At 60.0% G+C, this 15,747-nt stretch carries 14 protein-coding genes and 1 pseudogene; 5 read left to right on the top strand and 10 right to left on the bottom strand.

Going from position 1 to position 15,747, the window contains the following annotated elements; all coding sequences use genetic code 11:
- Positions 1-158: 158 nt before the first annotated feature.
- Complete coding sequence (locus AC0L8G_RS03895; protein ID WP_473386966.1) at positions 159-2,441, top strand: carbohydrate binding family 9 domain-containing protein; 2,283 nt, start codon at positions 159-161, stop codon at positions 2,439-2,441.
- Between the two features lie 132 nt (positions 2,442-2,573).
- Positions 2,574-3,137, top strand: a complete 564-nt coding sequence (efp, locus tag AC0L8G_RS03890; RefSeq protein ID WP_473386964.1) for an elongation factor P — start codon at positions 2,574-2,576, stop codon at positions 3,135-3,137.
- Between the two features lie 9 nt (positions 3,138-3,146).
- On the opposite strand, the gene xrtE is transcribed toward efp, so the two are convergent.
- Together xrtE and AC0L8G_RS03880 are read right to left on the bottom strand one after the other, a co-directional pair.
- Positions 3,147-4,787 carry an exosortase E/protease, VPEID-CTERM system gene (gene xrtE / locus AC0L8G_RS03885; protein ID WP_473386962.1) on the bottom strand — a complete coding sequence of 547 codons (1,641 nt, stop codon included), beginning with the start codon at positions 4,785-4,787 and terminating at the stop codon, positions 3,147-3,149.
- A gap of 106 nt (positions 4,788-4,893) precedes the next feature.
- A complete protein-coding gene (locus AC0L8G_RS03880) occupies positions 4,894-5,055 on the bottom strand; it encodes a hypothetical protein (protein WP_473386961.1) in 162 nt (53 codons plus the stop codon).
- Positions 5,056-5,553: 498 nt separating this feature from the next.
- Between AC0L8G_RS03880 and AC0L8G_RS03875 the strand changes: the two genes are divergently transcribed.
- On the top strand, positions 5,554-6,384 hold the full coding sequence (locus tag AC0L8G_RS03875; protein WP_473386958.1) for a sterol desaturase family protein: 831 nt from the start codon (positions 5,554-5,556) through the stop codon (positions 6,382-6,384).
- A gap of 146 nt (positions 6,385-6,530) precedes the next feature.
- Positions 6,531-7,208, top strand: a complete 678-nt coding sequence (locus AC0L8G_RS03870; RefSeq protein WP_473386956.1) for a hypothetical protein — start codon at positions 6,531-6,533, stop codon at positions 7,206-7,208.
- Positions 7,209-7,317: 109 nt separating this feature from the next.
- Here AC0L8G_RS03870 and AC0L8G_RS03865 read toward each other — a convergent pair whose 3' ends face one another.
- The 7 genes from AC0L8G_RS03865 to AC0L8G_RS03835 form a co-directional block, all read right to left on the bottom strand.
- Positions 7,318-7,896, bottom strand: a complete 579-nt coding sequence (locus AC0L8G_RS03865; RefSeq protein WP_473386954.1) for a VPLPA-CTERM sorting domain-containing protein — start codon at positions 7,894-7,896, stop codon at positions 7,318-7,320.
- A gap of 124 nt (positions 7,897-8,020) precedes the next feature.
- Entirely contained in the window at positions 8,021-9,820 is a 1,800-nt protein-coding gene (lepA, locus tag AC0L8G_RS03860; RefSeq protein WP_473386952.1) for a translation elongation factor 4, read from the bottom strand.
- 121 nt (positions 9,821-9,941) lie between these two features.
- Positions 9,942-10,421, bottom strand: a complete 480-nt coding sequence (locus AC0L8G_RS03855) for a nuclear transport factor 2 family protein (protein ID WP_473386951.1) — start codon at positions 10,419-10,421, stop codon at positions 9,942-9,944.
- 53 nt (positions 10,422-10,474) lie between these two features.
- On the bottom strand, positions 10,475-11,113 hold the full coding sequence (locus AC0L8G_RS03850; RefSeq protein ID WP_473386950.1) for a hypothetical protein: 639 nt from the start codon (positions 11,111-11,113) through the stop codon (positions 10,475-10,477).
- A gap of 287 nt (positions 11,114-11,400) precedes the next feature.
- Positions 11,401-11,802 (bottom strand): large-conductance mechanosensitive channel protein MscL, encoded by a 402-nt coding sequence (gene mscL, locus AC0L8G_RS03845; RefSeq protein WP_473386948.1) that lies wholly within the window; start codon positions 11,800-11,802, stop codon positions 11,401-11,403.
- A 126-nt stretch (positions 11,803-11,928) separates the two neighbouring features.
- On the bottom strand, positions 11,929-12,612 hold the full coding sequence (locus AC0L8G_RS03840; protein WP_473386946.1) for a nitroreductase family protein: 684 nt from the start codon (positions 12,610-12,612) through the stop codon (positions 11,929-11,931).
- Positions 12,612-13,256, bottom strand: a complete 645-nt coding sequence (locus AC0L8G_RS03835; protein WP_473386944.1) for a hypothetical protein — start codon at positions 13,254-13,256, stop codon at positions 12,612-12,614. The genes AC0L8G_RS03840 and AC0L8G_RS03835 overlap by 1 nt, the downstream gene beginning before the upstream one ends.
- A 96-nt stretch (positions 13,257-13,352) precedes the next feature.
- On the opposite strand from AC0L8G_RS03835, the gene AC0L8G_RS03830 reads away from it, so the two are divergent.
- Positions 13,353-13,805: a DUF3291 domain-containing protein gene (locus AC0L8G_RS03830; RefSeq protein ID WP_473386942.1), complete on the top strand. Its 453-nt coding sequence runs from the start codon at positions 13,353-13,355 to the stop codon at positions 13,803-13,805.
- Here the strand turns inward: AC0L8G_RS03830 and mutL are convergent.
- Positions 13,802-15,683 (bottom strand): annotated as a pseudogene (mutL, locus tag AC0L8G_RS03825) (DNA mismatch repair endonuclease MutL). The gene AC0L8G_RS03830 and the pseudogene mutL sit on opposite strands and share 4 nt — an antisense overlap.
- Between the last annotated feature and the right edge of the window lie 64 nt (positions 15,684-15,747).

Genomic DNA, 15,747 nt, shown 5'->3' with positions numbered 1-15,747 from the left:
AAAGTAACTCAGCTACATCTGTAGCGCTTTTTCCTTGTCTCACGCTGACAAAAAGAAGCGCCGACAGTGTCGGTGTTCCGCGTGGCTCATCTTTTCGCAACGCGATCGCTGCATAGTGATGACGGATTGGCGATCGCGAGGGGAAGAGCATGCGCCGAATGGGAAACCGCACAGGAAAGCAGCATTCACGCGGAAAACCCCGCCGCCCGCTATCCATCCTATTCGCCGCCATCGCCAGCCTTGCCGCCGGCGCGCCCGTCAGCGCCTATGCCGACGCCGTTGCGGCGCAGGCGGATGATTCCCCGCTCCCGGGCCGCACGCCGATCCGCGATTTCGCCAATTTCACCCCTTGCGTCCAGGCGGTTCGCATCAATCACGAAGACGCGCCCATCATCGACGGCGATCTTTCCGACCCGATCTGGCGGCGCGCGCAAGTCATCGACGAGTTCTATCAGATCGAACCGGTGGAAGGCGCCGCGCCCAGCGAGCCAACCAAAGCCTATATTCTTTATGACGAACGCAATCTCTATATCGGCATCTATAATTACGACAGCGAACCGGAGCTGATCCGCCACTCGCAAATGCAGCGCGATTTCATCTTGCGCGACGACGACGCGGTGCGGGTTTATCTCGATACATTCGGGTCGTTTCGCGACGCCTATTTCTTTGGCGTCAACGCCAATGGCGCGCGCGCCGATGCGCTGATCGAAAACAACAGCAATTATCAAAATCAATGGAACACGATCTGGCGGGCCAAGTCGCGCCTTGTCGACGATGGCTGGGTCACTGAAATCGTCATTCCGTTTCAGTCCATTTCTTTCGACCCCTCCCTCGAAGAATGGAACATGCAGATCGTGCGCAATATCCGGCGCAAGAATGAAGAAATCCGCTGGTCGAATATCGATCGCAGCCGGGGCCGCATCGATATCACCAATCCGGGCCGCCTGTCCGGCGTGCGCGATGTGGAATCGGGCATCGGACTTGAAGTGCAGGCCTATGTGGCGGGAACGGCGTCCTATGACTGGGTCACCGACGACACCAGCTATGACATCAAGCCGAGCGGCAATGCGTTTTACAAAATCACCCCGTCGCTGACCGGCTCGCTGACGGTGAACACCGACTTCTCGGACACCGGGCTTGATGCGCGGCAGGTGAATACAGGCCGCTTCTCCCTGTTTTTTCCCGAAACCCGGGATTTCTTTTTGCAGGACGCACAGGTCTTTGAGTTCGGCGGGCGCGCCTTTCAGGACGCCGTCAATGGCCTTCCCTTCTTTTCGCGCAATATCGGCATCGTCAAAGGATCGCCCGTTGACCTTGTCGCGGGCGCGAAACTGAGCGGCAAGCTTGGTCCCGCAAATGTCGGCGTCATTTCAACACGCACCGGCGCCTCGGACGCCGTCGGCGTCGACGGGCAATTCCTGTCGGCGGCGCGTTTTTCCGTACCCGTCCTTTCTGAATCGAAGCTCGGCGCAATCTTCACGAATGGCGATCCGACTGGCGAAGCAAACAGCACCGTCGCCGGCGCAGACTTTCAGTTCAAGCGATCAAATCTCTTCGGCAATGGCACGCTTTACGCCGACAGCGCCTATATTCGGAGTTTCACCGGCGGCGATGCCGATCACATGATCGCTCATGAAACCGCGTATCGAAGCCAGAGCTGGAACACGACCCTGCGCTTTCGCGATATTGGCGAGAATTACGCGCCAAGCCTCGGCTTTTCCAACCGCACGGGCATTCGCCGATATAACACGAACGGCTTCCGGGCTTTCTGGCCGAAGAACAGCTTCATTCGTTATGCAGAACTCGGCGGCTGGGCCAATCTCATTACCGACCGGCATGGCGAACGGCTGGACCAGTATTTCGGCGCCTTTGTCGGCGGCAACAACAATCCCGGCGATGCGATGTGGTTCAATTACGAGCATGGCTATGTGAATATCCAGAACCCGTTCTCGATCGCTGGCGAAGTGCCTGTCGCGGTCGGCGAATATCGATGGAACCAATATAAAGTCGAAGCCTCGGCCACTAATGCGCGCGTCGTGGGCGGCGCCGTCGAAGTGCGCTGGGGCGGCATCTATGACGGCGATTATCTGAGCATTGAAAACCGGCTGACCCTGCGCCCGAACCGCTTCATCGAAGTCGGGGCGGAGTATGAATATACCGAATTCGACCTGCCTTCCGGCAATATCGGCATTCACATCGCCTCGCTGGACGGGGTCATCGCCTTCACGCCCGACATGACCATCAAGACCGAAATTCAGTACGACAACATTTCCGAGGCCTTCACCTTTTTCTCCCGCTTCAGTTGGGAGCCCGTGCCGGAGCGGGAAATCTTCCTGTCCTTTGGACATACGGCGATCATTGACCGGGTCGACTTCCCGCGCGATTTCCACTCTCAGGATTCCAGCCTCGCCCTGCGCCTCGGCCATACATTCCGCATGTAGCCCCGCCTCCGGCCGCCCAGATCGCCGCCTTTGCCGCTGGATCGGCCGCCCGGTGGCTTGCCTCATCCCGCTCTGACTGGTAAAGGCGCGCCTTTCCTGAAATCACAGGCCCAGAGCACAGGCAGACGCACGATGAAAATCAACGGTAACGAAATCCGGCCCGGCAATGTCATCGAGCATCAGGGCGGCCTGTGGGCGGCGGTCAAGGTCAATGCGGTCAAGCCCGGCAAAGGCGGCGCCTATGCGCAGGTCGAGCTGAAGAACCTGATCGACGGACGCAAGATGAACGAACGCTTCCGCTCTTCGGAAACTGTCGAGCGCGTGCGCCTTGAGCAGAAAGACCACACCTATCTTTACGCCGAAGGCGACATGCTGATTTTCATGGATCAGGAAAATTACGAGCAGATCTCGATCCCGGCCGACATGATCGGCGACCGCGCCGCTTTCCTGCAGGACGGCATGCAGGTTGTGGTGGAAAGCCATGAGGGCCGCGCCATCGGCGTGCAAATGCCCGAGCATGTGACGCTGGAAGTGGTCGAGACAGAGCCGACCGTCAAAGGTCAGACCGCGTCTTCTTCCTACAAGCCGGCGAAAGCCGATAACGGCCTGCGCATCATGATCCCGCCTTATATGGGCGTCGGCGAGCGCATCGTGGTCAACACGGAAACGCTGGAATATGTGAAGCGCGCTGAATAGCGCCGCTTTCTACAGCAAGCTCCACTGCCCCATGACGATCGCCCAGAACGCGATGACCGCGTTCGCGGACATATGCGCGACCACCGCACCGGACAGCTTGCCCGAGCGATAGAGCGCCAGCGCAAACACCGCGCCCGCCAGCGCGCCGGCGAGCCAGCGCTCATGCAAGAGCGCGAACAATCCCGTGCTGATGAGGAACGCTTTCCATGCAAATGCGCCCTCCGCGACTTTCTCGAACTTGTCCGCAATCAGCTTGCGATGGAGATAGCCGCGAAACGCAAATTCCTCCGCCATCGGCACCAGAATGATCGTGCCGACAAGGCGCATGCCAAGCCACAGGACCAGCGCGGCGGGGGGCAATCCCGCCAGCCAGACGCCGAGGTCGCTCGCCTCGCCGCGGCCCGGATCGGTGGCGATCCACAAGGCGCCGACCACCAGCCCCAGCAGGACTGGCTCCAGTCCCGCGCGCCAGTCGATCGCCAGATAGAGCCGCCAGAAGGCGAAGAAAGCGAGCAGCAACGCCGCGACGCGCAAGCTATAGACCCAATAATGGCCGTCGGCGGAAAACGCGGCGCCGACTATCGTCGCCGCCGTCATCGCCAGAAACGGCGCCAGCAACGCCGCCGCCAATTGCAAGGCGGGCGACGGTCCGTCGGCTCGCACCGCATCAAGGCGATGGAAAAACGACAGCCGGTGCGTCGTGGCCATGATGGCGATCGTCACCACAAGGAACATCAACCAGCCGGCCTGGGAGTGAAAACCGGTCACCGCAATATCCGGCGACACATGCGCCCCGAGACTGACCAGCATAGCGATCCGTATGCTGTTCAATATCCAGATCGACGCAACGCCCAGCGGCAGGACCAGCAAAGCGTTCGGAAATTTCAAACTGCGCCGGAACACCCAGAAATAGATCATCAAAAAAGTGATGACGAGGCCGATCCCCTCATAGCCCGAACAGGCCGATGCGATATTCACTTTGAACCCGCCGACGCCGATGACCCGGTCGGCGGGAATGACCGTAACGTTGCGCTCATAGAGGCCGAGAATCCACGCGGAAAACTGGAAGGTCGCTTCTGAGAGCAGGCTCCAGGATTGCCGCGACATCACCGCCGCCGTTTCGATCATCATCGCCGCCCCGGCGGCGAGGGCGAGGCGCGCCCGCTCGCGGTCAAGAAAGGCGCGCCAATAATCCAGCGGCGCCGCCGCCAGCAGCAACGCCCCATAAGCCGCCCCGGCGCCAAGGCACCAGAGAGCGAACAGCCCCCAGGGCGGTGCGGCGGTCTGATAGTCGTTGAAAAACAGCGTCGCGACGCAAAGCCCGGAGATCAGGGCGAGATTGATCAATAGCGGGGCGCGCCAGCGATGATCACGCGCGCTCGCCGCCCAGTCGCGCCAGCTCGCCTCGCGCTGCGGGGTGAACAACAGCGCCAGCGCCGCGAGGAAGAACAAGGAGAAGGGCACCGCCTCGCGCATCACCCCATGGGCCTGTCGCCAGGCGGGGTCGGCGCTGATCGCGGTCGGGTTATAAAGGAACGCAACAAGCGGCAATTCCGCCGCCGCCAGCAGGGCGATCAGCATGGCGCGCGCCGCCAGCGGCGATATTCGCGGCGTCATGCGATTGGCTGTTTCAAGCTGCGTTGTTTGCACGCGTTCTTATGCCTCCCTGCGCCAGATCCAAGCAAGTCTTGCGCCGTTTTCAGACATGAAAAAGCCGGCCGTAAGGCCGGCTTTTCAACACTGACGTCGCCGCCAGTTATTTCTTCATTTTCTCGCGAAGCAGCGCGCCGACACCAGCGAGCAATGCAATCGCGGCCACACCGGCGCCTGCGTCCATTTCAGGCGCTTTCACCAATACGCCCGCGAACGCCGGAGACGCCGACAAGGCGAGCACTGCAGTCAAAACAACACGTTTCATAATTAGTCCCCTTAGATGTGAGTTGTGCTTGAAGTCGTTTATTTGCGGCGAGTCCGTTCGCGGATCAACGCAGCAGCGCCCGCCAGCAAAGCGATTGCCGCGATGCCAGCACCTACATCCATCTCAGGCACCGAATTCGGCGCCGTCGCAAAAGCAGGTTGCGCTAGCAGAATCATCCCCGTTACAAGTGCTGAAAGCCTCATAACTGTTCTCCCTCCGTCCCGTGAAGACAAAACTCTACGTCGAACACGGTGTTTCCACAAGAGCGCACCACTTTCAGGCGCCGCCATGGCGGGCGCGCAAGCAGTGCGTGTGTCCGCCGAATTATATCCACGACAATGGACGCAATTATGGCGGGCGACTTGCAAGGCTTCAGGCTGGTCACAGCGTCCGCGTCGGCGCATTATCACAGGCGAGATCATAGGCGAGGCGTTCGCCCGAAAGTTGCGCCCCGAAAGGGATGCGCGCCAAAGCGCGGGCTGATGTCAGGGAAAAACCATGGATTTCATCAAGGGTCTAGGCGGCCTCTATTACCTGCTGATTATTCTCGCCCTGACGGTTGCGTTTGAACGCACGATCCCCTGGCGCAAGGGTTTGAAAATCGACCTCATACGCTGGCTGCGTAACGCCTCCATGGCGCTATACGGCACGATATTGCTGAGCGCGGTTCCCGCCATCGCCTCCTATGGGGCGGCCATCGCGGCGCAGGCCAATGGCGCGGGGCTGCTGAACATGATGGCGATCCCGCTCGCGATCAAACTCATGCTCTCCGTTCTGGTGCTCGATCTCACCGCCTATGGCCAACATCGCATGCTGCACAAATGGTATGTGTTGTGGCGCTTACATCGCACCCATCACACCGATCCGCAGATCGATGCGAGCACTTCGCTGCGCTTTCATCCGTTTGAGGCGTTGTTCCGGGCGCTGATTGAAGTGGTGGTGGTTGTCGCGATCGGCATTCCGCCCGAAGGCATTTTGCTGATCTATCTCGTTCACGTTATCGCGAACTGTCTCACCCACGCCAATGTGCAGATGCCGCTGAAAGTTGAAAAAGCGATGTCGCTGGTTTTCACATCGCCCCGCATGCATCGCCTGCATCACTCGGCAGATGAAGCGCGGCAGGCGACGAATTTGGGCACGGCCTTCACATTCTGGGATCGGATGTTCGGCACACTTCTCGGCCCGGAGCATTTGCGCGACGATGAACGCTTCGGCGTTGAGGGGCCTGAAGCGATGGCGGCTGAAACATTCAGCAACATGGTTTTCGACCCGTTTCGCAAGCCGCAAACCGGCGCCGCGCCGCGCCCGGACGCCGCCGAGAAGGCATGAAACCCCAAACACCGCGCAGGTTTATGGCCTTTGCAGCGGCCGGCCGGCGCCCAATTCCCTTATAGTTTTATCGTTTCGTTTGAACCGCCCTTTACCGGTTCGTCTCTAGGGTCCCGTCGATTTTGACACGGATTTTGGAGCTCCCCATGCACATCCACCTGAAAGCCGCAGCGGCGGCGTTGGCGATCACAGCAGCGGCGGCGCCCGGCGCAGCGACAGCGCAGACGACCGGCCTGTCCGTTGGCCCGACAATCGGCTCTGACGGCGTCGGCGCCGATGTGCTGTATAAATTCAGCCCGTTTGTCGCGGCGCGCGGGGGCTTTCGTTACGCCTCCTTCGACCTCAACCGGACGATTGACGATGTGCGTTACGATCTGGATGTGGGGTTCACCTCAGGCGTTGCGGCGATAGACGTGCACCCCTTCATGAACGGGTTCCGGATTTCCGGCGGCGCCTATTTCTCCGGCCGCGAAGTCGGCCTTCTCGCGACTCCGGCAAGCCCGGTGGAGATCGGCAATGCGACCTATACGCCGGAAGAAATCGGCTCGCTTGTCGGCGGCTCTGACTGGAACAATACGGCGCCGTTTCTGGGCGTCGGGTTCAACAACGGGCTGAACGCCATGAAGCGCTTCGGGTTTCAGGCGATGCTCGGCGCCGCTTATATTGGCGACCCTGATGTGACGCTCACCGCAAGCGGCGGCCTGCTCGCCAGCGATCCGTCATTTCAGGATGACATCGACCTGGAGGCGCAACGCCTCGCCGACGATCTTGACGATTTTCCGTTTCACCCGGTGCTAAGCCTCGGCTTTACGGTGCGGTTTTAAACATTGCCGCGATAAAATGCGCCGCCCTCATCTTCGCGCGGCGCACGCCGGCATAAAAAAACGCCCTGCTTTTCGCAGGGCGTTTTGCATTCACGCGCCTTGAAGAGGCCTAAGCCGCGTTGCGCCGTTTCCTGAAGAAAGCGCCCGCGCCAAGTCCCGCAAGGAACAGCGGCAACGCCGCCGGCAACGGAACATCAGACACGCCGACATAGCGGTCAAAGCTGAAATCACCGAAACCAAACCCGTTGCCGCCGGCGGAACTGTCATTAAAGAACAATGATGTGACAACCGCCGAACCAAGACTGAAGACGCCATTCGCGCCGACCGTGATCGACCCCAGCAAAGTCGCGCCATTGTAGTAGCTGACCTCGACTGAATCACCCGCATCAAAGAAAGCCGCCTCGAACATCAGGTTCGTAACCGCATAATCAAAGGTCAAGGACCAGTCACTGGTGCAGCCAGCGATCGTATTGATTGCGCAAATGCCGCCTGAATCAGTTAAAGCGCCAAAATCGCCGGGCCGAAAGACGAATACCGTGCCGCCAACGACCTCCACCGTGGCGTCGCCGACATCAAGCGTCGCAAGACCGCTGTTTCCTGAAAGAGTGCTTGAAAAATCCAACGTAGCAGCGTTCGCCGCTGTCACAAACGCCAACGCGGCGGCGATAGAACCTAGAACCTTCTTCACAGAGATACCCCGTTTTTTATAACTTTACCCGAGGCGTTATAGGGGGCGCGTCCAAATTCTCAAAGACCTCTGACGATGTATTTGGAATTGCAACACTCGTTCCGCGTGCGGCGTATTTTTTTACTTAGCTGTCTATTTTCAACGCTTTAATAAAGGCTTCCTGAGGGATTTCGACGCGGCCGAACTGGCGCATCTTTTTCTTGCCCTCTTTTTGCTTGTCGAGAAGCTTGCGCTTCCGGCTCGCATCGCCGCCATAACATTTCGCGGTGACGTCCTTGCGCAAGGCCGCGATGGTTTCACGCGCAATGACCCGCCCGCCGATCGCGGCTTGGATCGGGATCTTGAACTGATGGCGCGGGATCAGGTCTTTCAGTTTCTCGCACATGCCGCGCCCGCGGAAATCCGCCTTGTCGCGATGCACGATGATGGAGAGCGCATCCACCGGCTCGTCATTGACGAGGATCTGCATCTTCACCAGCTCGCCGGGACGATGATCGATGATCTGATAGTCGAAGCTGGCGTAGCCTTTCGACACGGATTTCAGACGGTCATAAAAATCGAACACCACTTCGTTGAGCGGCAATTCATAGACCACCATGGCGCGCGACCCCGCATAGGTCAGGTCTTTTTGAATGCCCCGGCGTTCTTCGCATAATTTCAAAATGCCGCCGAGATATTCGTCCGGCGCCATGATCGTCGCCTTGATCCATGGCTCTTCCATATGATCGATGCGCACCGGATCGGGCATGTCCGCCGGATTGTGCAACTCGGTCACGGAACCGTCGGTCATGTGAATGTCATAGACAACGCTGGGCGCGGTCGTGATCAGGTCGAGATTGAACTCGCGCTCCAGCCGCTCGCGAATGATCTCCAGATGCAACAGGCCGAGAAAGCCGCAGCGGAAGCCGAAGCCCAGCGCAGCGGAGGTTTCCATCTCGAATTCAAAGCTGGCGTCATTGAGGCGCAGCTTGCCCATGGCGTCGCGCAGATCTTCAAAGTCATTGGCGTCGACCGGGAAGATGCCGCAGAAAACGACGGGTACGGATGGTTTGAAACCGGCCAGCGCCTTGTCGCAGGGGCGCCGGTCATCGGTGATGGTGTCGCCGACCGCCGTGTCCGCGACTTCCTTGATCTGCGCCGTCAGATAGCCGATCTCGCCCGGGCCCAATTCGGCGACCGGGGTCTTCTTCGGCGTCGACACGCCCACCTGTTCGACCGTGTAGACCGCCTTCGCGCCCATCATGCGGATGCGCATGCCTTTTTTAAGGACGCCATCCTTGATGCGCACGAGAACGACAACGCCGAGATAGGGGTCGTACCAGCTATCGACCAGCAGCGCCTTCAGGGGCGCGGACGCATCGCCTTGCGGCGGCGGCAGGCGGGTGACGATCGCTTCGAGCACATCGGGCACGCCCATGCCGGTCTTGGCGGAAATCTCCACCGCGTCGCTGGCGTCAATGCCGATCACATCCTCGATCTGCGCCTTCACCCGGTCGGGCTCGGCGGCGGGCAGGTCGATCTTGTTGAGGACCGGCACGATCTCGAGATTGACGTCGATCGCCTGATAGACATTGGCGAGCGTCTGGGCCTCGACGCCCTGGCTGGCGTCGACCACGAGGAGCGCGCCCTCGCAGGCGGACAGCGAGCGCGAGACCTCATAGGTGAAGTCCACATGGCCCGGCGTGTCGATCAGGTTGAGAACATAGGTCTCGCCGTCCTTCGCCGTGTAGTTGAGGCGGACTGTCTGGGCCTTGATGGTAATGCCGCGCTCGCGCTCCAGTTCCATGGAATCGAGCACCTGCTCCTTCATCTCACGGTCGGTCAGCCCCCCGGTCACCTGAATCAGGCGGTCAGCGAGGGTGGATTTTCCATGGTCGATATGGGCGACGATGGAGAAATTGCGAATGTTTTTCAGCGAGGTCATGGAGCGGATCGAACTAACGGTGAGCTTAAAAGAGCCAGCCTATAGATGGGAGCCGCCCCCGACACAATGGGCAAGGCCGCCAGAGGCGGCGAAGTGCGGGCCATTTCCGAAAAGTCCCATCTTAAAACATCGTATTGTCGTTTAACGCCTGTTCCGGCACGGGCGTCACCACATTCCAGTGCTCGACGAATTTGCCATTCTCCATGCGGAAAATATTGACCACGGCGCTGCCCAGCGCGTCCGGCGTGGCTTTGACATGGCCGTGGATCCAGACGAGATCGCCATCGGCGGCGGTGCGCTTGATCTCGATATTCAAATCCGGCGTGCGCTCGACCCGCGCCTTGAAAATCTCGATCACCGCATCGCGCCCATCCGCCACCCAGGGCGAATGCTGAATATAGGTTTCGCCAAAGCACTCGCGGTCCGCCGCGTCTATGTCGAGATGCTTTTCCAGCAGCTCCATGCAGTACACGGCCTTTTTGAGGTTCGCCGCCTCTAGCGCCGCCTGCTTGTCGTCGGCGGATTCGCAGGCGCCAAGCACAAGAGGGGCGACGAGCGCGATCGAGGCGCGCATCAGCGAGCTGACATCAGCACAATACATAAGACCTCCCTCCCGTTCGGCGCGCCCATGAATGGCGCCGCAGCAGAAGCCGGCTAGCTGGAAGCGACTTCCGGCTCCGGCGCCATTTCCGATTTCGGCTTTACGAAATTTGCAATCGCCGGAAAATGCTGGCGGCCAAACACCTCAAGCAGCGCATTCACCGGGCGCGCCGTATCCTGGTCATTGATCAGGAAGGAGAACTCCTTCTCCATCGCTTCGCGATTGGCGGTGTCTTGCCACCAATACATCAACACCGCCTCCAGCGTGTTCAGATAGTCGATCATCAACCAGCGCAACTGAATGACATGTTTGGAGGTCAAGCCGACGATCAAATTCTCCCGGACGGACAGCTTGCCGCCTTCTGATTTGTCATAGAACTCGATGCAGCCGCCGACATCCTCCATCAGCTCCGCCGGCAATTTCGGGATGGAGAATTTCTCGATATCGCTAATGATCCGGCCGTTTATCTGGCAGGCATTATTGACGAATTGCAGCATCAGATCGGTTTCGGGGCGCTTATTGTCGATATAGATTTTGGCCGCATCAATCGACGCCTGTTTCTTCAGCCGCTTGGTCTCGTTGATGGCGTTTTCCTTGCCGAGCTTCAACTGCATTGCCGCGAGCACAATGGACAAGGCCGTTACGACAGAGGCGGCCGCCGCAACTATTTCACTAACATTGCCAACATTCATTCGGAAAACCTTTTGTTCTTGCTCTCGCAGCGCGGCGAAATCTTGATCGTACGCCTACGCATCATGAAGAGTGCGACGCGGCCAATGGCGCTTCGGTTTTATTGGTACCGCACAAAACGCTCCGGGTGCAAATCTCAATTCGCCGCCGCCAGCCAACCATAAAAAAAACCCGGCCCCGATTTCTCGGGGCCGGGCTCTTCTCACTGGGTAGGGGTAGTTCGGTAAAGCATGATCCGGAAATGTGGAAACCGGTTTTCCGGTTAAATCATGCGAAAACTAAAAACCCGTTAGCGCGACTTCAAGGCGTCGCGGATCTCTTCGAGCAACACTTCCGATTTTGTCGGCGCCGGCGGCGCAGCCGGAGCGGCTTCTTCTTTTTTCTTCAGGCTGTTCATGCCTTTGACCAGCATGAAAACGGCCCAGGCGACAACGAGGAAAGCGATGACATTGTTGATGAATGAACCGATATTCATCGTCACCGCTTCCGCATCCGCCGTCGCTTCTTTCAGCGTGATGACGATGTTTGAAAAATCGACGCCGCCCATCAGCAGGCCGATTGGCGGCATGATGACGTCATCGACCAGCGATTTGACGATGGTGCCGAATGCGCCGCCGATGATGATGCCGACAGCCATGTCGACCACATTGCCTTTGACGGCGAAGTCCTGAAATTCCTTGATGATACCCATGGGGGGTCTCCCTCTCTAGCTATAACGATTCAAGCCGCCCCCGCTGCGGGATCAGATCAATCCAGCGCCGTATCTAGTCTGTTTTGCGATGGGAGCAAAGCGCAGATCAGCTCGCGAATTATAGGTTTAGTATAGTTTTAGCACGTCTTTTAGCGGCTTTTTACGCAATGCGTGATTGGGGATTTTCGCATCCGGCGCGGGGTGGCCGACAACAAGCAGCAGATAGGGTTTCTCCGTAGCCGGACGGCCAAGCTTGTCGTTGAGGAACGTCATGGGATTGGGCGTATGGGTGAGCACGCAGAGCCCCGCATGATGCAGCGCGGCAATCAAAAACCCGCAGGCGATTCCGACGCTTTCGTGGATATAGTAGTTTTTCTTGTCCATCCCGGCCGCAACGCCGCCGCGACGCTGGGCGAAAACTGCGATCAGCCAGGGCGCCGTCTCCAAAAACGGCTTGTTGGCGTCGGTGCCGATGGGCGCCAGCGCATCCAGCCATTCCTCGCCGGCGCGGCCCGCATAAAACGCCCGCTCCTCTTCTTCCGCCGCAAGCCGGATCTCCTGTTTCAGCGCCGGATCGCCCACCGCCGCGAAAAACCATGGCTGGTGGTTGGCGCCGGAGGGTGCGCGCCCGGCGGCGGCGATACAGGCTTCGATCACCTCGCGCGGCACCGGCTGGTCGGTGAAGTCGCGCACCGTGTGACGGCGTTTGATCTCTTCAAAAAACGCCGCTGACCGCGCGCGCATGTCATCATCGCTGCGCGCCACATGATCGCCGAGCGCATCGAGGGCGGTGAATTTTTCCTCAGCCATCAATCCGCGTCTTTATACTTGTCATGGGCGTTTTTGACTTCGGTCCGCTTGCCGAACAGCGCGTCCGCTTCGTCAAAAAACAACACGCCCGGATCCTTGATCTCTCGGTAGAAAAGCTCATCGCCGTCAGAGACTGCCCCGTCATGACTCACATGGCTTGAGATGACGCGGATCGTTCCGTCGCCAAACACCGCCTCGGCGCGCACTTCGGCGATTTCGTGATGGTTCTGCACCGCCTCCACGGAGGTGAAGCCGGTCTTGGTGGGGATGATTTCGCCGATCGTGTGAAATCCCGCCGTGGTGAAATAGTGGAACACATATTTCTTCGATCCCTCGTCAAAGAAGATGATGGTGCGCCCGCCATAATCGCCGCCTTCCAGCCGGTGCGTCGTCTGCAAGGCGCGCCCGCCAAGGATCATTTCATAGCGCGCGATATCGACGATTGGCTTGCCGTCCGGCCCTTTGCCCACGCCGCGCCAACTCTTGCCCGCAACCGGCGCGAAGGGCGCCATGGGTGCATAAGCGGGCGCGGGCGCCGCCATTTGTTCCGCAACGCGCGGCTTGGCGGAAGCGAGAGTCGCCGCGCCGCCGCTGATGCAGAACGTCGCCGCAGCCACGCCAAGCATGAAAATATTTCGCTTCATCTTCACCATTCCTTGATCGCTCGCCCAATTTTGCGCCGCTTTCTTGCGCATCCGCAAGCGCCGCCCATATCACAAAAAAATCGCGGGAGCAGCAGCATGACGGAACACCACCTCGCCCAGGTCAATATTGCGCGATTGCGCGCGCCGCAGGGCGATCCCGGCAACGCCTTCTTCTTTGACAATCTGGAGCGGGTGAACGCCATCGCCGACCGCTCGCCCGGTTTCGTCTGGAGATTGCAGGATGAAAGCGGCGACGCCACCAATATCGACGCCTTTGACGACCCGATGCTGATCGTCAATCTCAGCCTCTGGGAAAATGTCGATGCGTTGCGCGCCTTCGCCTTCAACACCATTCACAAGAAAATCTTCGAACGCCGCGCGGAATTCTTTGAGCCGATCACGCGCCCGCACGCCGCCTTATGGTGGGTTGCGAAAGGCGAAATTCCAACCACGGAAGAGGCAAAACAAAGACTGGCGCATCTGGAAGCGAACGGCCCGACGCCCTTCGCCTTCACTTTCGCACAGCAATTTGCGCCGCAGGCGGATTAACGCCGCCCGAACAGGCGCTCAATATCGGCGAGTTTCAATTCCACATAGGTGGGGCGGCCGTGATTGCACTGGCCGGAATGGGGCGTCGCCTCCATCTGGCGCAGCAAGGCGTTCATTTCCTCGCCTGTGAGGCGACGGCCCGACCGCACCGACCCGTGACAGGCCATTGAGGAACAGACTTCCTCCAGCCGCTCTTTCAAGGCGAGCCCCTGGCCCAGCGATGACAAATCATCCGCCAGCGATTGCACGAGCCCTTTAATGTCGACTTCGCCAAGCATGGCCGGCGTTTCGCGCACCATCAGCGCATCCTCGCCAAAACGCTCCATGACGAGGCCGAGATCGGCGAATTCGTCGAGCCTTGGCGCCATGCGGTCCACTTCATCCGTGGTCAGATCGACGATTTCAGGCAGCAGCAAACCCTGGCTTTGCGCCCGGCCGCCGGCGAGCGCCGCCTTCATGCGCTCATAGACCAATCGCTCATGGGCGGCGTGTTGATCGACAATGACGAGACCGTCGGGCGTTTGCGCGACGATATAGGTCTCATGAAGCTGCGCGCGCGCGGCGCCCAAAGGATAATCCTGAGCGGCGGCGGCGCCCTGATCTTCGGTGCGCGCGCTCGGGGCCGCCGCGCCCTCGAAACCGCCTTCAAAGCCGCGCGAACGGTCTGCCAGGCCCGCGCCGTCATCAAGCGGGGCGGCGGGGTCGCGCATATAGGGATTGGCCGGCATTGGCGGGCGAAAACCGGGCCGCATGGGCGTGTAATCGCCGGCGCCGGACTGCGGCGTGAGCCGGCCAAGCGCATAATTGCTGACGGTGGTCGAGGCGCGGTGACCGGCCTCGGCGAGCGCATGACGCAGGGCGCCGATCAGCAGCCCCTTATCCCGCCCGCATCGCGGAACCGCACTTCGGTCTTGGCGGGATGCACATTGACGTCGACCATTTCCGCGGGCAGCTCGACAAACAGCGCCACCGCCGGATGGCGATCGCGGGCGAGAAAATCCGCATAGGCGCCGCGAATGGCGCCGACGATCAGCTTGTCGCGCACCGGCCGTCCGTTCACGAACAAAAACTGCTTGTCGGGCAAGCCGCGATTATAGGTGGGAAGCCCGGCGAAGCCGGTCACCCTGGCGCCGTCGCGCTCTGCATTGATCGCTAGGGCATTGTCGCCGAACTCGCGCCCCATGATCGCCGCCAGCCGCTTCAGGCGGCCCGCTTCGCCGGGCGCTTCCGCCGCCAGATTGACGAGCTTGCGCCCGGACGAGGCGAGCGTGAACGCAATGTCGTGGCGGGCCATGGCGAGCCGGCGCACGGTTTCGCCAATCGCGGTTGTCTCCGCCTGATCGGATTTCAGGAATTTCAACCGCGCAGGCGTTGCGTAAAAAGATCGCGCACTTCGATGCGCGCGCCATGTCCGCCGAACGCCGCCGGATGCGGCCCGGCAACCTCGCCGCCTTCAACCGAGAGCGCCCAGGCCTCTCCCGCGCCTTGCGCCCGCGAGGTGATCGACAGGCGCGCGACAGAGCCGATGGACGGCAACGCCTCGCCGCGAAACCCCATGGTCGCAATATTCAGCAAATCGTAATCGCCATCATCGCCGGGCGACAATTTCGACGTGGCGTGACGCTCCACCGCGAGCGTCAGATCGTCCGGCCCCATGCCGCAGCCATCGTCGGTGATGCAGATGCGCGACTTTCCGCCATGCTCGATTTCGATGTCGATGCGCGTGGCGCCGGCATCAATTGCATTTTCAATTATTTCTTTAACAACGGCTGCCGGCCGTTCGATCACTTCCCCCGCAGCAATGCGGTTCACCGCGCCTGCGGGCAGGCGGCGGATCACGGAAGGCGCAGGGGAGACAGATTGCGGGCGATTCGTCATGCCCGATTATGGCAAGTTGCAAACCTCCCGCAAACCGGCGCGAAACGCCGGTTTTGCACAGGCG

It is taken from the genome of Hyphococcus sp. D3-15, assembly GCF_055809375.1.
Note: the sequence above shows the minus strand (reverse complement) of the source record. Positions and strands in the feature narration are given on the sequence as shown.